Annotated in this window: 16 protein-coding genes; 11 read left to right on the plus strand and 5 right to left on the minus strand. The window is 73.1% G+C overall.

What is annotated here, in order from left to right:
* Window positions 1-50: 50 nt before the first annotated feature.
* Window positions 51-701 (plus strand): DUF5995 family protein, encoded by a 651-nt coding sequence (locus ACFYYB_RS23835; RefSeq protein WP_327307781.1) that lies wholly within the window; start codon window positions 51-53, stop codon window positions 699-701.
* A 337-nt stretch (window positions 702-1,038) separates the two neighbouring features.
* On the opposite strand, the gene ACFYYB_RS23840 is transcribed toward ACFYYB_RS23835, so the two are convergent.
* The 3 genes from ACFYYB_RS23840 to ACFYYB_RS23850 all read right to left on the minus strand — a co-directional run bounded on the left by ACFYYB_RS23840 (window position 1,039) and on the right by ACFYYB_RS23850 (window position 4,198).
* On the minus strand, window positions 1,039-2,736 hold the full coding sequence (locus tag ACFYYB_RS23840) for an NAD(P)/FAD-dependent oxidoreductase (RefSeq protein ID WP_327307780.1): 1,698 nt from the start codon (window positions 2,734-2,736) through the stop codon (window positions 1,039-1,041).
* A 76-nt stretch (window positions 2,737-2,812) separates the two neighbouring features.
* On the minus strand, window positions 2,813-3,613 hold the full coding sequence (locus ACFYYB_RS23845) for a carbon-nitrogen hydrolase family protein (protein ID WP_389437304.1): 801 nt from the start codon (window positions 3,611-3,613) through the stop codon (window positions 2,813-2,815).
* A gap of 177 nt (window positions 3,614-3,790) precedes the next feature.
* Window positions 3,791-4,198: a hypothetical protein gene (locus ACFYYB_RS23850; protein ID WP_389437305.1), complete on the minus strand. Its 408-nt coding sequence runs from the start codon at window positions 4,196-4,198 to the stop codon at window positions 3,791-3,793.
* A gap of 361 nt (window positions 4,199-4,559) precedes the next feature.
* On the opposite strand from ACFYYB_RS23850, the gene ACFYYB_RS23855 reads away from it, so the two are divergent.
* The 6 genes from ACFYYB_RS23855 to ACFYYB_RS23880 all read left to right on the plus strand — a co-directional run bounded on the left by ACFYYB_RS23855 (window position 4,560) and on the right by ACFYYB_RS23880 (window position 9,947).
* On the plus strand, window positions 4,560-5,267 hold the full coding sequence (locus tag ACFYYB_RS23855) for a GNAT family N-acetyltransferase (RefSeq protein WP_389437306.1): 708 nt from the start codon (window positions 4,560-4,562) through the stop codon (window positions 5,265-5,267).
* Window positions 5,268-5,360: 93 nt separating this feature from the next.
* On the plus strand, window positions 5,361-5,471 hold the full coding sequence (locus ACFYYB_RS23860) for a putative leader peptide (RefSeq protein ID WP_389437307.1): 111 nt from the start codon (window positions 5,361-5,363) through the stop codon (window positions 5,469-5,471).
* Window positions 5,472-5,532: 61 nt separating this feature from the next.
* Complete coding sequence (locus tag ACFYYB_RS23865) at window positions 5,533-6,717, plus strand: LLM class flavin-dependent oxidoreductase (protein WP_389437308.1); 1,185 nt, start codon at window positions 5,533-5,535, stop codon at window positions 6,715-6,717.
* Between the two features lie 26 nt (window positions 6,718-6,743).
* A complete protein-coding gene (locus ACFYYB_RS23870; protein ID WP_389437309.1) occupies window positions 6,744-8,111 on the plus strand; it encodes an NtaA/DmoA family FMN-dependent monooxygenase in 1,368 nt (455 codons plus the stop codon).
* A 72-nt stretch (window positions 8,112-8,183) separates the two neighbouring features.
* Window positions 8,184-9,329: an LLM class flavin-dependent oxidoreductase gene (locus ACFYYB_RS23875; protein ID WP_389437310.1), complete on the plus strand. Its 1,146-nt coding sequence runs from the start codon at window positions 8,184-8,186 to the stop codon at window positions 9,327-9,329.
* A 177-nt stretch (window positions 9,330-9,506) separates the two neighbouring features.
* Window positions 9,507-9,947, plus strand: a complete 441-nt coding sequence (locus ACFYYB_RS23880) for a WhiB family transcriptional regulator (RefSeq protein WP_389437311.1) — start codon at window positions 9,507-9,509, stop codon at window positions 9,945-9,947.
* Here the strand turns inward: ACFYYB_RS23880 and ACFYYB_RS23885 are convergent.
* The gene (locus ACFYYB_RS23885) at window positions 9,925-10,380 is read right to left on the minus strand and encodes an Lrp/AsnC family transcriptional regulator (protein WP_243334460.1); all 456 of its coding nucleotides are present in this window, start codon (window positions 10,378-10,380) and stop codon (window positions 9,925-9,927) included. The genes ACFYYB_RS23880 and ACFYYB_RS23885 overlap by 23 nt on opposite strands.
* Window positions 10,381-10,390: 10 nt before the next feature.
* Window positions 10,391-11,860 (minus strand): amino acid transporter, encoded by a 1,470-nt coding sequence (locus tag ACFYYB_RS23890; protein WP_389437312.1) that lies wholly within the window; start codon window positions 11,858-11,860, stop codon window positions 10,391-10,393.
* A gap of 308 nt (window positions 11,861-12,168) precedes the next feature.
* On the opposite strand from ACFYYB_RS23890, the gene ACFYYB_RS23895 reads away from it, so the two are divergent.
* From ACFYYB_RS23895 to ACFYYB_RS23910, 4 genes are all read left to right on the plus strand, one after another.
* A complete protein-coding gene (locus ACFYYB_RS23895; RefSeq protein ID WP_389437313.1) occupies window positions 12,169-13,293 on the plus strand; it encodes an LLM class flavin-dependent oxidoreductase in 1,125 nt (374 codons plus the stop codon).
* On the plus strand, window positions 13,290-14,135 hold the full coding sequence (locus tag ACFYYB_RS23900) for an SDR family NAD(P)-dependent oxidoreductase (RefSeq protein ID WP_389437314.1): 846 nt from the start codon (window positions 13,290-13,292) through the stop codon (window positions 14,133-14,135). Before ACFYYB_RS23895 ends, ACFYYB_RS23900 begins: the two co-directional genes overlap by 4 nt.
* A complete protein-coding gene (locus tag ACFYYB_RS23905; protein WP_389437315.1) occupies window positions 14,132-15,196 on the plus strand; it encodes a GDSL-type esterase/lipase family protein in 1,065 nt (354 codons plus the stop codon). Before ACFYYB_RS23900 ends, ACFYYB_RS23905 begins: the two co-directional genes overlap by 4 nt.
* Before the next feature lie 139 nt (window positions 15,197-15,335).
* Window positions 15,336-16,283, plus strand: coding sequence for an SCO0930 family lipoprotein (locus tag ACFYYB_RS23910; protein WP_389437881.1), 948 nt, complete (start codon window positions 15,336-15,338; stop codon window positions 16,281-16,283).
* The last annotated feature ends 52 nt before the right edge of the window (window positions 16,284-16,335 follow it).

The raw sequence follows: 16,335 nt of genomic DNA on the forward strand, positions 1-16,335 counted from the left end.
GTACGGCCAAGTTCCCCTGATCCCGGCCCGCGGCTGCGACGCTGCGTCCCATGGTCCCCATGGAAGCGGTGCTGGCGCGGATGCGCGCCCTGGACGAGCGGCTCCCCGAGCGGGACGGCGTCGCCGTCTTCAACCGGGTGTACCTCACGGTGACGCAGACCCTGCACGAGGGGATCGCGCACGGCGCCTTCCCCTCGCCCCGCCGGGCGGAAGCCCTCAGCGTCCGCTTCGCCGAGCGCTACCTGACGGCGGTGGAGGCCGAGCGGGCCCCGGCGTGCTGGCGGCCGCTCCTCCAGTACCGCCGCCACCCCGGGATCCGGCCGCTCCAGCACGCGCTGGCCGGGATCAACGCGCACATCGGCCACGACCTGGCGCTGGCGGTGGTCGCCACCTGCCGCTCGCTCGACTGCGAGCCCGCGGCGCTCGAAGCGGACTTCGACCGGGTCGGCGACACCCTGGTCTCCCTGGAGGAGCACATCCGGGAGGACCTGATGCCGGGCCCGGACCTGCTGGAGATCGCGGACCCCCTGACGCACCTCCTCGGCGCCTGGAGCCTGGAGCGGGCCCGAGCGGGAGCCTGGGCCTCGGCCCGCCTGCTCTGGTCCCTGCGCCGCTCCCCCGACCTGGCGGAGGAGTTCACCGAGTCCCTCGACGCGGGCGTCGGCCTGGTGGGCCGCTGCCTGCTGACGCCCACGGGGTGAAACCCCGGGGCGCGGAGCCGTCCTGCGGGGTCGGTGCGGCTGCCGGGTGCCCGCCCCCGGACCCCCGCTCCTCCAACGCCGGAGGGGCTGGATCTTCGTCGGCGTCGGCCGCATCCAGCCTCGCCGGCGTTCGAGGCGCGGGGTCCGGGCATCGCGGGGTCCGGGCATGAGGACGGGCCGCCGCCCGCGCTCGCGCGCGCGGGTGGCGGCCCGCGTCAGGGGGCCCGGCGACGGGGGCGGCACCCCCGCCCAGCCGCCGCCGGACGGAGTCCGGCGCAGCGCCGCGAAGCCCAGGAGGCCCGCCAGGGCCGAGTGGTGCGAGCGGCGCGTTGAAAGATCAGTCCTCCGGGAGTTCGACCGGGGCTATCTCGTCGTAGACGTCGCCCGGGCCGGGGTTGGTGGAGTCCGTGGAGCCGCCGAGGTGGTGCATGACGCCCCAGACGGCGTTGAGGGCCGTCTGGACCGCGCCCTCCGCCCAGCCCGCCGTCCAGGAGATGTCGTCGCCCGCGAGGAAGATGCCGCGCTTGTCCTCGGGGAGGCGGTCCTGCATGAAGTGGGTGAACAGGCGGCGCTGGTAGCGGTAGTGGCCCGGCAGGTTGGCCTTGAACGCGCCCATGAAGTAGGGCTCGTTCTCCCAGGACACGGTCACCGGGTTGCCGATGATGTGGCGGCGGATGTCGACCTTGGGGTAGATCTCGCCGAGGGACTTCAGCATGACCTCCATCCGCTCGTTCGCGGACAGCGGCAGCCACTTCAGGCTGTCGTCGCACCAGGTGTAGGACAGGCAGATGACGGCCGGCTTGTCGGGGCCGTTGTCCAGCAGGTACGTGCCGCGCGTCATGCGGTCGGTCAGGGTCATCGACATGACGTCGCGGCCCGTTTCCTCGTCCTTGTCGAGCCAGAAGGGGCGGTCGACCGGGATGAAGAGCTTGGAGCTCTCCATGTAGTGGGTGCGCTCGATCGCCGTCCAGTGGTCGATCGGGAAGAGCGTGTCGTCGCACGCGATCTTCGACAGCAGCATCCAGGACTGGGCCGTGAAGATCGCGGCGCGGTACGTGCGGATGTCGCCCGAGGCGTCCGTGACCGTGATGCGGTTGCCCGCCGTGCGGTGCAGGCGGGTGACCGCCGGGCGCGGGGTGCCCCCGTGCAGGGAGGAGAGCGAGGTGCCCTGCGCCCAGTGCACGATCTTCTCGGGCTCGCGGTCCCACATGCGCAGCGGGAGCTGCTGCGAGCCGCCCACGATGCCGCGGTGGTGGTCGTCGGCCTCGGTGTAGACGACGCGCAGGATCTCCAGGATGGAGTTCGGGAAGTCGGTGTCCCAGCCGCCCGTGCCGAAACCGACCTGGCCGAAGATCTCGCGCTTGCGGAAGGACTTGAAGGCCTCGGACTTGCAGAGGAACCCGTAGAAGGTCTCGTCGTCGAGCTTCTCGACGAGCTTCGCCCAGATCTCCCGGATGCGCGGGACGTCCCGCTCGCGCATCGCGGTGTTCATGTCGGAGAAGTCCGCGCCCTCGTCCAGGCAGGCGTTCCACGCGGCGGACACGTCGCGGTAGACCTGCGGGAGGTCGGCGATCGTCTCGGCGTAGTGGGTCTCGCCCTTGAGGTCGACCACCGTCGAGGGGGTGGCCTCGGCGAGCGGGTTCGGGAAGGGCTCGGTGATCAGGCCGACGAGGTCGATGTAGTGCTGGAGGGCCGTGGAGGACGGCGGGAAGCGCATGGCGCCCATCTCCGCGGTCAGCTCCTCGGTGCCCGCTCCCTCGAAGCCCACCGTGCGCAGTCGGCCGCCGATCTGGTCGGCCTCGTAGACGACGGGCTTGAGGCCCATCTTCATCAGCTCGTAGGCGGAGATGATGCCCGACAGCCCGCCGCCGATGACGGCGACCTCGGTGCCGTGCTCGGTCGCCGGGACCTGCCCGAGGCCCGCCGGGTGGGCGAGGAAGTCGTCGTACGCGTAGGGGAAGTCCGGGCCGAACATCGTGATCGGCAGCTGTCCGTCGCTGTGCGGGACGGCGGTGGTGGGCACCGTGGACGTCATGGGGTACGACTCCTAGCGGGGTGGGGCAGGGGGGAAGGGCAAGCCGGAGGGGGCGGCGGCGGGCGCGGGGCCTCGGTCAGACGAGCGAGGCGTACAGCCCGGGGCGGCGGTCTCGCAGGTACGGGTTGGTCTCGCGCGAGACGCGCAGCAGCTCGGGGTCGGCCTCGCCGAACACCAGCTCCTCGCCGCGCCCGGCCCTGGTCCGGGTGGTCCCGTCCGGGCCGGCCAGGCAGCTGAGCCCGACGAACTCGAACTCGCCTTCCGGGCCGGTGCGGTTGACGTACGCGATGTACATCTGGTTCTCGAAGGCCCGTACGGGGACCAGCTGTTCGGCGACGAACTGGAACGGGTGCATCTGCGCGGTCGGCACCAGGAGGAGGTCGGTGCCGGCGAGGGCGTGCGCCCGGACGTTCTCGGGGAACTCCACGTCGTAGCAGATCATGACGCCGACGCGCAGGCCCCCGAGGTCCGCCTGGACCACCGGGGTGTCGCCCGGGGTGAAGGCCGCCTGCTCGAACCCGCCGAAGAGGTGGGTCTTGCGGTAGTTCGCGAGCCGCTCCCCGTCGGGGCCGACGAGCTGCGCCGCGTTGTAGACGGCGTCGCCGTCCCGCTCGGGGTAGCCGTAGAGCACGGCCAGCCCGTGCCGGCGGGCGATCTCGCCGATGGCGCGGGCGGACATGCCGTCGGCCGGTTCGGCGAGCCGGGCGATGTCCTCGATCTCCAGCGCGTAGCCGGTCAGGAACATCTCCGAGGTCACGAGGAGCCCGGCCCCCGCCTGTGCGGCGCGTGCCGCGGCCTCGTCGAGCGCCTTCAGGTTGTCGGCGGTGTCGCCGAGCCGTCCGGAACTCTGGAGGAGGGCGGTGCGCAACGGGGGCATGGGCGGACCTCTGTGGCAGGAGGGGTGGGGGTCCCTCAACGGTACGTTCGTGCGTTCGACCGCGACAAGGCGCGACCGTTGCGCGCCGCGCATCGATTCGTTGCGCATCGGCGGGAGAAAGCGGCGATTCGTTGCGCGAGGGCTCCGCGAACGGTCCGAAAGGCCTTTTCGGGGGGTCTACCGGCCCGGATGGAAGGCCGGGTGCACGCTCAGCCTGCGCAGGTCTTCCAGGATGTCGGGAGCGTGGTTGGAGACCACCCGGCCGCTCCAGCCGTCACAGAGCGCGGGGACGGTGAGCGTCCCGTCGTGGTCGTGCCCGGCGGCCTCGTAGGCGCGGCGCAGCGCCTCGTGCCCGGCGGGGTCGGAGCCGGGCCGCAGCACGGTCAGGGCGACCGTGTCCCGCAGGCCCAGGTCGGCGAAGGCGGCGGTGACGCCGAGGCAGCTCGGACAGTCGTCGGCGGCCACGTAGAGCCGGTACCGGTGCGGCTCCGGCGAGAAGCCGGTCCCGATCCGGCCGCGGAGGACCTCGGGCCGGCGGGGCTGGACAGGGGCCTGGACATACGTCTGGACATGGGTCTGGGGCATGGCTCTCCTCGGTCTGTCTGCGTACGTGCGTGCGTGCTCGGCGGGGCCTCAGGAGGCCGGAGCCGTGGCACTGCAGACGCGGAGGAGATCTATGTGCAGCCGGCGGGTGAGCCAGGAGCGGCGCAGCGGGGTGGCGGTGGAGGAGGGTGTGGCGAGCTGGTCCACCGGGTCCCCTTCCTGTCCGCTGCCCCCATTAGGCTGGCGTTCGCAGTCTCGTGGCACCGCCAGGGGCCGTCAAGACCGCCCGCACGAGTTGCTTCGCGAGTGCCGTACACGTGTCGGACGAGTGTCGGACGGGCCGTACGAGTGCTCTACGCGTGCCGTACGCGTGCACGCTCCCGATGGAAGGAAGCTCCCGCCCATGTCCCGCGAGTCCCGGCCCGACGCAGTCCTCGACAATCCCGTCTGGGCCGCGCTGGACGGCCCGCACCAGGGCTTCGCCGAGGCGGGTCCCGCCGGGCTCGCCGCCCGGTACGCGGCCGGCGTATCGCCGTTCGCCGCGCTCCACGACCCGGAGGATCCGCGGGCCTGGGCGGATCTGGCCGAGCTCACCGGACCCGGCCGGGAGGTCTGGGTGACCGGGCTGCCGACCCCGCCCACCGGCTGGGAGACCGTGATGTCGATACCGGGCGTGCAGCTCGACGGCCGGGCGGTCCGCGGCAAGGAGGAGCCGGAGGCGGTCCTGCTGGGGCCCGCCGACGTGCCCGAGATGCTGGAGCTGGTCGAGCTGACCCGGCCCGGCCCGTTCGGTGAGCGCACCGTCGAGCTGGGTACGTACCTCGGGATCCGCCGGGGCGGCCGGCTCGTCGCGATGGCGGGCGAGCGGATGCGGCCGCCGGGCTGGTCGGAGATCAGCGCGGTGTGCACGCACCCCGGTCACCGTGGCGAGGGGCTCGCCGGACGGCTGGTCCGCGCGGTCGCGGCCGCCGTGGAGGAGCGCGGGGACACCCCGTTCCTGCACGCCGCGGCGCAGAACACCCACGCCGTGGGGCTGTACCTCTCGATGGGCTTCGCCCTGCGCCGCGAGCCGGTCTTCATCGGGCTTCGCACGCCCGACACGAAGCGTTAACACGGATTGACATTCCACCCGTTGTGGCCCGGTCTCCCCTGATCTAGCGTCGGAGAGACGACCGGAACACGAGGTGGAAGGGGGTGGCAGGGCATGGCCGTACGAACCGCCGGCGCCGCCCTCACCCCGCGCCGCTCCGTCCACCTGCACTCCCGCGCGCACATCGACCTCCTGCGCGTCGCCGGTTGCCTCTGTCGTTCCTGATCAGCGTTCCGCGATCCGATTCCTTCTTCGCCGCGCCGTCCGATCAGGAGGCAGTTCCGTCATGCCCGTGCACCCTTCCCCCTCCTCCCCCTCCCCCGCGCTCCACCTCGCCGTCGCCCTCGACGGTGCGGGCTGGCATCCCGCCGCCTGGCGCGAACCGGAGGCCGGAGCCGACCGGTTGTTCACCGCCGGCTACTGGGCCGCGCTCGTCGCCGAGGCGGAGGCCGGGCTGCTGGACTTCGTCACCTTCGAGGACTCGCTGAGCCTGCAGTCCACCGATCCGGCGGGGCCCGACGGCCGCACCGACCTGGTGCGGGGCCGGCTCGACGCGGTGCTCGTCGCCGCCCGGGTGGCGCCGCTCAGCCGGCACATCGGGCTGGTGCCGAGCGTGGTGGCCACCCACACGGAGCCCTTCCACGTCTCCAAGGCGCTCGCCACCCTGGACTACGTGAGCCGCGGGCGCGCCGGGCTGCGCATCCAGATCTCCGAACGCCCGGACGAGGTGGGCCACTTCGGGCGCCGTACGACGCCCCTGGACCCGACCGAGCTGTACGCGGAAGCCGCCGACCACGTCGAGGTGGTGCGGCGGCTGTGGGACAGCTGGGAGGACGACGCCGAGATCCGGGACGCGGCCACCGGCAGGTTCATCGACCGCGCCAAGCTGCACTACATCGACTTCGAGGGCCCCCGTTTCAGCGTGAAGGGCCCCTCCATCACTCCCCGGCCGCCCCAGGGCCTGCCCCCGGTCAGCGCGCTGGCCTCCGACGCCGCCGTGTATCCCTTCCTCGCCCGGTCGGCCGACATCGGCTACGTGACGGCCCACGACGCCGGCGAGGTCCGCGCAGCCGTCGCCGCGCTCCCCACCACCCCGCACCTGTTCGGCGAGCTGACGGTCTTCCTCGACGAGCGGCAGGCCACGGCGGAGCGACGGCTCCAGCGGCTGGACGCCGTGCACGGGGCCGCGTACACGAGCGACGCCCGCGTGTTCGCGGGGACTCCGGCGGACCTGGCCGACCTGCTGCTGGAGTGGCGGGAGGCCGGGCTGACCGGCTTCCGGCTGCGGCCGGGGGTGCTCGCGCACGACCTGCCGGCGATCACCCGCGGCCTGGTCCCCGAGCTCCAGCGGCGCGGGGCGTTCCGGCAGGCCTACGAGGCCTCCTCGCTCCGCGGCCTGCTGGGGCTGGCACGCCCGGCGAACCGGTACGCCGCCTCCTCCGTCTCCCCCGCCTCTTCTCCCGCCGCCTGATCCCCCAGGAAGGACCGACAGCAGCCATGAGCAAGCCGCTCAAGCAGATCCATCTCGCAGCGCACTTCCCCGGGGTCAACAGCACCACCGTGTGGAGCGACCCGGCCGCCGGGAGCCAGATCGACTTCGATTCCTTCGTCCATTTCGCGCGGACCGCCGAGCGCGCGAAGTTCGACTTCCTCTTCCTCGCCGAGGGTCTGCGCCTGCGCGAACAGGGCGGCGAGATCTACGACTTGGACGTGGTGGGCCGCCCGGACACCTTCACCGTGCTGGCGGCGCTCGCCGCCGTCACCGAGCACCTCGGGCTGACCGGCACCATCAACTCCACCTTCAACGAACCGTACGAGGTGGCCCGCCAGTTCGCCTCCCTCGACCACCTGTCGGGGGGCCGCGCGGCCTGGAACGTGGTCACCTCCTGGGACGCCTTCACCGGCGAGAACTTCCGGCGCGGCGGCTTCCTGCCGCGCGAGGAACGCTACGAGCGGGCAAAGGAGTTCCTCGGCACCGCCCACGAGCTCTTCGACTCCTGGGACGGCGGCGAGATCCTCGCCGACCCGGTCTCCGGGGAGTTCCTGCGCGACGCGGGCCCCGGCGCCTTCGCCCACGAGGGCAAGCAGTTCGACATCTCCGGGCACTTCAACGTGCCGCGCAGCCCCCAGGGGCGGCCGGTGATCTTCCAGGCGGGCGATTCGGACGAGGGCCGGGAGTTCGCGGCGGCCGGCGCCGACGCCATCTTCGGGCGGTACGGCACGCTGGAGGAGGGCCGCGCCTTCTACGCGGACGTCAAGGGGCGCCTCGCCCGGTACGGACGCACCCCCGACGAGCTGAAGATCCTGCCCGCGGCGACCTTCGTCCTCGGCGACACCGACGCCGAGGCACGGGAACTGGCCCACGAGGTGCGGCTCCAGCAGGTCAGCGGGGCGACCGCGATCAAGCACCTGGAGCACGTGTGGAACCGGGACCTGTCGGGCTACGACCCGGACGGGCCGCTGCCGGACGTCGATCCGGAGCCCGGGGAGAACACCATCGCGCTGGGGCGGGCGAGCGTGCGCATGCACCGGGACCCGGTGGCCGTCGCGCGGGAGTGGCGGGAGCTGGCCGCCGCCGAGGGCCTGTCGATCCGGGAGCTGGTGATACGGACGACCGCCCGGCAGTCCTTCGTCGGCTCGCCCCTCACCGTCGCCCAGGCCATCGACGGCCTGGTCCAGGCGGACGCGGCCGACGGTTTCATCCTGGTCCCGCACCTGACGCCCGGCGGGCTCGACGCCTTCGCGGACACCGTCGTCCCGCTGCTCCAGGAGCGCGGGGTGTTCCGCCGGGAGTACACGGGCCCGACGCTGCGCGACCACCTCGGGCTGGCCGCGCCGCGCACGCTCGCGCCGGTCCGCGGCTGAAGCGCGCCGACCAGCGACACGTCCGGGCCCGCGGGCCCGTTTCCGAAGCCGTCACAGAGAAGGGGCCACACCATGCCCGGTATCCCGCTCGGGGTCCTCGACCTCATCCCGATTCCCTCCGGCTCCACGGCGGCCGAGGCCCTGCGCTCCACCGTCGACCTGGCCCGGCAGGCCGAGCGGTTCGGCTACGCGCGCTACTGGTTCGCCGAGCACCACCTGAACAGGGGTGTCGCGGGGACCTCGCCCGCCGTCGTGCTGGCGCTGACCGCCTCGGCCACCTCCACGATCCGGATCGGCTCGGGCGCGGTCCAGCTCGGGCACCGCACGGCCCTGTCCACGGTCGAGGAGTTCGGCCTGCTGGACGCCGTGCACCCCGGGCGGATCGACCTCGGTCTGGGCCGCTCGGCGGGCGGTCCGCCCGCGCGCCGGGCCGGCGCCGAGCCGCCGGTGGCGTACACCACGGCGAACGGGCTGCGCATACCGAAGCCGTTCTCCTTCGCCCACCTGCGCGATCACCCGCGCATCGCGCTCCACACCCGGCTGCTGCAGCTGCCGGGTGCCACGCCGCAGGAGTACACCGAGCAAGTGGGCGACGTACTGGCCCTGTTGCGCGGGGAGTACCGAACGCCGGAGGGCGTGGAGGGGCACGCCGTGCCCGGCGAGGGCGCCGAGGTACAGGTGTGGATCCTGGGCAGCAGCGCGGGGGTGAGCGCGGAGACGGCCGGGGCGGGCGGGCTGCGGTTCACGGCGAACTACCACGTGAGCCCGGCGAGCGTGCTGGAGGCGGCCGAGGCCTACCGGGCGGCCTTCAAGCCCTCGGCGGAGCCGGGCGGGCTGGACCGGCCGTACCTGAGCGTGTCCGCCGACGTGGTGGTCGCTCCGGACGACGACGAGGCCCGGGAACTGGCCACCGGGTACGCGCCCTGGGTGCACGGCATCAGGACGGGCGACGGCGCGATCCCCTTCCCCACGCCCGAGGAGGCCCGCGCGCTGACCCGGGACTGGTCGGCGGCCGACCACGAGCTGGTGGCGGACCGGGTGGAGACCCAGTTCGCCGGCTCCCCGGCCACCGTCGCCGACGCGCTGGAGCGGCTGTGGGAGGCGACCGGCGCGGACGAGCTGCTGATCACCACGATCACGCACGGGCACGCCGACCGGGTGCGCTCGTACCGGCTGCTGGCCGGGGAGTGGGCCCGCCGGGGGCATCTGCACTGGTAGGGGCGGACCCGTACGGGACCTGGGCGGGCGGGGGGGGGCCGCGGGGGTGCGGGATCGGGGCATGCCGGGGCCGGGAGGATGCGGGGTCGGGCATGCGGCCGGCGGAGGTTTGGTGCCGTGCGGAGCGGTCACACGCGCAGGAGACCATCCGGCGACCGCAGCGCGAAAGGAACCGTCATGCCCCACAGGGCCGCCACGACCACTGCGACCACCGCGCCCCCCGCGCCCCCGACTCCCCGGATATCGGCCGGTGCCGACCAGCCCGGTCCGGGCTCCCACCACTGGCAGTGGCAGCTGCGCGCCGCCTGCCGCGCACTCGGCTCGAACCGGTTCTTCCACCCCGCGGGCGAGCGGGGCGAAGACCGGGAGGAGCGCGACGCCGCGGCGAAGCGGGTCTGCGCCGACTGCCCGGTGCGCGCGGCGTGCCTGGAGCACGCCCTGCGCACGCGGGAGCCGTACGGAGTGTGGGGCGGCCTGACCGAGGAGGAGCGCCGCACGCTGCTCGTCCGCTCCCGCAGGACCGGCAGGAGTCCGGCCGCCCTCGCGGCCGCGGCGGCCACCGCACCGGAGGGACGGACCGGGCGGAGCGGACCCGCTACGCGGGCGCGCCGGAAGTGAAGCGGCGCAGCAGCGGGGAGAGGACGAGCACGGACTTGGTGCGCTCCACGAAGGGCTCGCCCGCGATCCGCTCCAGGACCCGCTCGAAGTGCCTCATGTCGGAGGCGAAGATCTGGACGAGGGCGTCCGCGTCGCCGGTGACGGTCGACGCGGACACCACCTCGGGGTAGCGCTCCAGGCCCCGCCGGATGTCGTCCGGCGAGGTGTTGTGGCGGCAGTACATCTCGATGAAGCCCTCGGTCTCCCAGCCCATCGAGGCGGGGTCCACGCGGACGGTGAAGCCGGTGATGGCTCCTTCGGCGCGCAGCCGGTCCACGCGCCGCTTCACGGCGGGGGCGGAGAGTCCGACCTCGGAGCCGATGTCCGCGAAGGAGCGGCGGGCGTCCTTGGCCAGGGCGTGCACGATGCGTTCGTCGAGATCGTTCAGTCGCACTGCGCGTGGATCACTTCTCTGCTGCGGCCGGTTCTACAGCGGCCAGACGGGAGCGGCGGATGCCGTACTGGAAGTAGATCACGAGCCCGACGGCCATCCAGCCACCGAAGACCATCCAGGTGGCGGTGTCCAGGCTGAACATCATGTAGGCGCAGGCGAGCAGGCCCAGGATCGGCGTGACCGGGAAGAGCGCCACCTTGAAGGTGCGCGGCATGTCCGGGCGGGTCTTGCGCAGGATCACGACGGCGACGTTGACGAGGCCGAAGGCGAAGAGGGTGCCGATGCTGGTGGCGTCCGCCAGCTTGCCGAGCGGGATGAAGGCCGCGAGCGTTCCACAGAAGAGGGAGACGATGACCACGTTGGCGCGGGGGGCGCCGCTCTTCGCGTCGACCCGGGCGAAGACCTTGGGGACGAGGCCGTCGCGGGACATGGCGAAGAGGATGCGGGTCTGGCCGTAGAGGACGGCGAAGACGACGGAGGCGATGGCCACGACGGCGCCGGCGGCCAGGACGACACCCCAGAAGGTGTGGCCGGAGACGTCGGTCATGATCTGGGCGAGAGCGGCCTCGGTGCCCTCGAAGTCCTGCCACGGCATGGCGCCGACGGCGACGAAGGCGACGAGGACGTAGAGCACGGTGACGATCAGCAGCGAGAGCATGATCGCGCGGGGCAGGTCGCGCTTGGGGTTCTTCGCCTCTTCACCGGCGGTGGAGGCGGCATCGAAGCCGATGTACGAGAAGAAGAGCGTGGCGGCGCCGGCGCTGATGCCGGTGATGCCGAGGGGCGCCAGCGGCGCGTAGTTGCCGGCCTTGATGCCCATGAAGCCGATGCCGATGAAGAGCAGCAGGGTGACGATCTTCACGCCGACCATGATCGAGTTGATCCGGGCGCTCTCCTTGGCGCCGCGCATCAGGAAGACCATGGCGAGCAGGACGACGACCAGCGCCGGCAGGTTGATGAAGCCGCCGTCACCCAGCGGGGCCGAGACGGCATCGGGGATGGTGACGCCTATGGTCCCGTCGAGGAGCTCGTTGAGGTACTCGCCCCAGCCGACGGCGACCGCCGCGACGGAGACCCCGTACTCCAGGACCAGGCACCAGCCGCAGACCCAGGCCACGAGCTCGCCCATGGTGGCGTACGAGTACGAGTACGAGGATCCGGAGACCGGTACCGATCCGGCCAGCTCCGCGTAGGAGAGGGCCGAGAACAGGGCGGTCAGGCCGGCGATGACGAAGGAGATCGTGACGGCGGGGCCGGCCTTGGGGGCCGCGGTGCCGAGGACGACGAAGATGCCGGTGCCGAGCGTCGCACCGATGCTGATCATCGTCAGCTGCCACATGGTGAGCGAGCGGCGCAGGGACCCGCCCTCGCCCTGGCCGCCCTCGGCGACCAGCTGCTCCACCGGCTTGCGGCGCAGCAGGGGGTGGACCGCCTTGGGGCGCTCGGGGGTGAGCGGTGGCGCCTGGCCGTGGTCGAGCACGAGGGGACTCCTTTGTCACTGCGGGTGGGGTTTCAGGCGTCGACCGCAGCGGTCCGGAGCAGGAGCAGGCCGAGAGGGCCTGGGCATGGGGGACCGCGAGCAGGCGGTCCACGCCACTCCACGTACAGCGAGTGAGCCTACGAGCTGAGTGATACCGCCCGTAATGCACCATCCTTGCACATAGGCGACTGATCGTTGCGCGGATCTGTCCTGGATGGTCCTTTGTTGCGCGGGGATGATCGATCACTGCGCGGCCGACCTCGACCGGCATTCTTGACACTTCGTCAGATCTGCCGCAGCGTGCCGCCATGGACCTGGACGTGCTCTACGAGATCGACGTGCCGCGGCCCTGGCGGGGAGCCCACCCGCACGGCCAGCGGGCCGCTGAGCAGCGCGCTTACCGGGAGGCGGTGGAACAGATCCGGCTCGCCGACCGGATGGGCTTCCGTACCGTCTGGGCGGTCGAACACCACTTCCGCGAGGGCCGCTCGCACTGCCCGGCCCCCGAGGTTCTCCTCGGGCACCTGGCCGGGCTGACCGAGCAGATCCGGCTGGGCTTCGGCGTGACCCTGACCCCCTTCGCCTTCACCCCGCCGCAGCGCATCGCGGAGAAGGTCGCCACCGTCGACGTGCTCTCCGGCGGCCGGGTGGAATGGGGCACCGGCCGGTCCACGCCCATGGAACAGGCGGCCTTCGGGGTGGACCGGGAGAAGTCCCGCGAGGACTGGCGCGAGGCCATCGAAATCGTGACCGGAATGTGGCGCGAGGAGTACTTCGCGTACGAGTCGGAGCGCTTCCGCTTCCCGCGCCGCATGGTCACCCCCAAGCCCGTGCAGGATCCGCACCCGCCCGCCTGGATGGCGGCCACCTCCCCCGGCTCCGCGGAGGTCGCGGGCGCGCACGGCCTCGGGCTGCTCTCCTTCTCGATCATGCAGCCGCTGGAGGCCATGGCCGCGCAGGTGGCCGCCTACCGGGCCGCGGCCGCCGCCCCGAGCCCCCTCACCGACGTCACCACGGACCGGGTCGCCGCCTACACCCTGGTCCACGCGACCGGGCCGCGCGCCGAGCCGGGCCCCCGGGTCTGGGAGTCGGTCGCCTGGTGGTACTCCAACCTGGCGCGGTTCACCCTGGACTGGGAGCTGCCGCACCTGAACCCCGAGGAGCGGGAGCGCACCTTCCCGCTGCTCACGCCGATCCTCGAAGGCAACGTTCCCGTAAGGGAGTTCAGCGACGGGGACATGATCCTCATCGGGGACGCGGAGACGATCGTCGCCAAGGCCAAGCGGTACGCGGACCTCGGCGTCGACCAGCTCATCTGCTACGTCCAGTGGGGATACCTGGAGCACCGGGAGATCCTGCGGACCCTGGAGATCCTGGGCAAGGAAGTCATCCCGGAACTGGCCCGCCACACGCCCCGGAAGGCCTCCGCGTGAGCGGCGGCCCCGAGTCGTCCGCCGATGCCGCCTCCGTCCCCGACACCTCCCCCGTCCCCGACTACGCCGCCCTGCACCGCCTCGACGGCCGCGCCCTCGTCCTGCTCGGCGCCGGCAACGGCATCGGCCGCCAGACCGCGCACGCGCTGGCCGCGGGCGGGGCCCGCGTGCTGTGCGTGGACGTGGACGAGGAGCGGGCCAGGGCGGTCGCCGCCGAGACCGGGGGCGTCCCGTACGCCGCCGACGTCACGCGGCGCGAGGCGGTGCGGGAGCTCTTCGCCGCGGCGCCGGAGCTGCTCGGCGGCCGCCCGGTCGGCGGGGTCGTCGACATCGTCGGCATGGCCCGGTACGCCGCGCTGCCCGAGCTGGACGACGAGGGCTGGGACTGGCACTTCGACCTGGTGCTGCGGCACGCCTGGCTGGCCGTCCAGTACGGCGGCGAGGCCGTCGCGGCGGCCGGCGGCGGACCGCTGGTCTTCGTCGCCTCCGTCTCCGGGCTCACCGCGGCCCCGCTGCACGCCGCGTACGGGGCCGCGAAGGCCGGCCTGATGTCCTTGGTGCGCTCGGCGGCGGTAGAGCTGGGCCCGCGCGGGGTACGCGTCAACGCGGTGGCACCGGGGGTGGTGTGGACCCCGCGGGTCGCCGCCCTGCTGGGTTCCGAGGGACGCCGGCTCAACGCGGAGAACGCTCCGCTGGGCCGGGTCGCGGAGACCCGGGACATCGCGGCCGCGCTGTACTTCCTGGCTTCGCCGCAGTCCTCGTACATGACGGGCCAGACGCTGGTGGTGGACGGCGGCGTCGGCGTGAAGTTCCCTTACCCGACGGTCGGAGGCGCACGATGAGCACACGGGAAGCCGGACCGGACGCGGGCACGGGGGTGTCCTCGGCCGCGCACGCCGATGCGGACGCCGGACCCTGGCTGGACCCCGCCCCCTTCCTGCGCGGTGTGGCCTGGCTGGACGGGGGCCGCCCCGTGCGGGCCGACCCGGCCGACACCATGCGGCTGCCCTGGGACACCGGCGAACGGGCCACCCTGCCCATCGGGGTGCGCCTGGAGTTCACCGCGCCCGGCGCCCGGGCGGTGGAGATCCACTACCGGGCGACCGTGCCCGGCCCCACCGACGCGCTGCGCGACCTCGCGCACGGGTTCGCCCTGTGGGACCGGCACGGGGTGGTCGGCGAGCTGTACACCGAGCCGGCGGCGGAAGCCGTGGTACGCCTCGAACTCCCCGGCAGCTCGGGCCCGTTCACCATCCACCCGCCCGAGACCCAGTCCCCGCTGATCCTCGGCCTGCGCGGGATGGGCGGCCCCCTCGCCCCCGCGCCGCCCGCCACCCGCTGGGTGGTGCACGGCGACTCCATCACCGAGGGCTGGTGGTCCACCCGGCCCGCGCACGGCTGGCCCTCGGTGGCCGGGCGGGCGCTCGGCTGGGACACCGTCAACCTCGGCTACGCGGGCGCCGCGCGCGGGGAACTGGCCTGCGCCGAGCAGATCGCCGGACTCCCCGCCGACGTCCTCACCCTCGCCTTCGGCACCAACTGCTGGTCCCGCGTGCCCTTTTCGGCACCCCTGCTGTACGAGACCACCCGCGCGTTCCTCGAACTGGTCCGCCAGGGCCACCCCCGGACCCCGCTGCTCCTCCTCTCCCCCGTGCTGCGCCCCGACGCGGAGCGCACGCCGAACAAGCTGGGCGCCACCCTGGGCGCCCTGCGCGACGCGATGGAGCGGGCCACCCGGGAGCGGATCGCCGCCGGGGACGAGCGGCTGGTGCTGCTGCCGGGGCGGGAGGTGCTGGGCCCCGAGCATTTGGCGGACGGTCTGCACCCCAACGACGCGGGACACCGCACGCTCGGCCTCGCTGTGGCCACGGCCATGAAGCGGGCCGGGTTCGGCGCGGGGTGAGTGAAACAGCCCACATCGGAGGAATTGAACAGAACGGCTCCGACAGGTCGTGTCCTGCACACAGTTGCCGCCGCTCCACTCCGCTCCGGCGGACGGACGCGGCGGCGCAGGCAGGGACACACACGTGGGAGAGATCAAGATGGGCATCAAGCGCGGAACCACCCTGGCGGCCGTGGCGGTCGTCGTCGCACTCACCGCGACCGCGTGCGGCGGGAGCGACTCGGCGGGCGACACCGCCAAGCCGGCCGGAGCGGTCGCCGCTCCCTCCCAGGCCCCCTCCTCGGGCGACGGCTACGGCTCCGGGTCCGACGCGGCCGCACCTGTCGGGGACGCCAAGCCGGGCGGTCAACTGGCCATCGCCCAGGACGAGAAGCTCGGCTCCGTCCTCACCGACAGCGCCGGCTTCACCCTCTACCGCTTCGACAAGGACACCGCCAAGCCGTCGAAGTCCACCTGCGACGGGGACTGCGCGAAGACCTGGCCGGTGGTCGCGGCCGGCGACGCCACCGCCGCCGCGGGCATGGACCCGGCGCTGCTGGGCGAGGTGGTCCGCACCGACGGCAGCAAGCAGCTGACGGTGGCGGGCTGGCCCCTGTACCGGTTCGGCAAGGACACCAAAGCGGGCGACACCAACGGGCAGGGCGTCGGCGGGACCTGGTTCGCAGCGGCCCCCGACGGCAAGAAGGCGGCGAAGACCGCCCCCGCTCCCGGCGGCGCGGGCCAGACCTCCGGCGCGCTGACCGTGGCCAAGGACCCGAAGCTCGGCGAGCACATCGTCGACGGCAACGGCATGACCGTCTACCGGTTCAAGCCGGACACCGCGTGGCCCATGGTCTCCAAGTGCGAGGGTGCCTGCGTGGCCAAGTGGCCGGTCGTGCCGCCGGTGGACCGGGCGAACACCAAGGGGATCATCGAGAAGAACTACCTGGTGCTCGACCGCCCCGACGGCAAGAAGCAGCAGACGGTGAACTGCTGGCCGGTCTACACCTTCACCGGTGACAAGAAGGCCGGAGACACCAACGGCCAGGGCGTCGGCGGCACCTGGTACGCGGTCGCCCCCGACGGCAAGCTCATCACCGTCCAGTAAGCCCCCCCGACCGGCGCCCATCCGGCCACCCGACCGCGCGGCCCCCGCCTCC

The sequence above is a fragment of the Streptomyces sp. NPDC002886 genome, assembly GCF_042888445.1.
Classification (GTDB): Bacteria; Actinomycetota; Actinomycetes; order Streptomycetales; family Streptomycetaceae; genus Streptomyces.

Excerpts from the sequence above, each read along its gene's own strand:
- ACFYYB_RS23850 (WP_389437305.1), bottom strand. The coding sequence starts at position 4,198 with ATGCCCCAGACCCATGTCCAGACGTATGTCCAGGCCCCTGTCCAGCCC.
- ACFYYB_RS23840 (WP_327307780.1), bottom strand. The coding sequence starts at position 2,736 with ATGACGTCCACGGTGCCCACCACCGCCGTCCCGCACAGCGACGGACAG.
- ACFYYB_RS23870 (WP_389437309.1), top strand. The coding sequence starts at position 6,744 with ATGAGCAAGCCGCTCAAGCAGATCCATCTCGCAGCGCACTTCCCCGGG.
- ACFYYB_RS23860 (WP_389437307.1), top strand. The coding sequence starts at position 5,361 with ATGGCCGTACGAACCGCCGGCGCCGCCCTCACCCCGCGCCGCTCCGTC.
- ACFYYB_RS23910 (WP_389437881.1), top strand. The coding sequence starts at position 15,336 with ATGGGCATCAAGCGCGGAACCACCCTGGCGGCCGTGGCGGTCGTCGTC.
- ACFYYB_RS23895 (WP_389437313.1), top strand. The coding sequence starts at position 12,169 with ATGGACCTGGACGTGCTCTACGAGATCGACGTGCCGCGGCCCTGGCGG.
- ACFYYB_RS23875 (WP_389437310.1), top strand. The coding sequence starts at position 8,184 with ATGCCCGGTATCCCGCTCGGGGTCCTCGACCTCATCCCGATTCCCTCC.
- ACFYYB_RS23905 (WP_389437315.1), top strand. The coding sequence starts at position 14,132 with ATGAGCACACGGGAAGCCGGACCGGACGCGGGCACGGGGGTGTCCTCG.
- ACFYYB_RS23845 (WP_389437304.1), bottom strand. The coding sequence starts at position 3,613 with ATGCCCCCGTTGCGCACCGCCCTCCTCCAGAGTTCCGGACGGCTCGGC.
- ACFYYB_RS23880 (WP_389437311.1), top strand. The coding sequence starts at position 9,507 with ATGCCCCACAGGGCCGCCACGACCACTGCGACCACCGCGCCCCCCGCG.
- ACFYYB_RS23835 (WP_327307781.1), top strand. The coding sequence starts at position 51 with ATGGTCCCCATGGAAGCGGTGCTGGCGCGGATGCGCGCCCTGGACGAG.
- ACFYYB_RS23855 (WP_389437306.1), top strand. The coding sequence starts at position 4,560 with ATGTCCCGCGAGTCCCGGCCCGACGCAGTCCTCGACAATCCCGTCTGG.
- ACFYYB_RS23865 (WP_389437308.1), top strand. The coding sequence starts at position 5,533 with ATGCCCGTGCACCCTTCCCCCTCCTCCCCCTCCCCCGCGCTCCACCTC.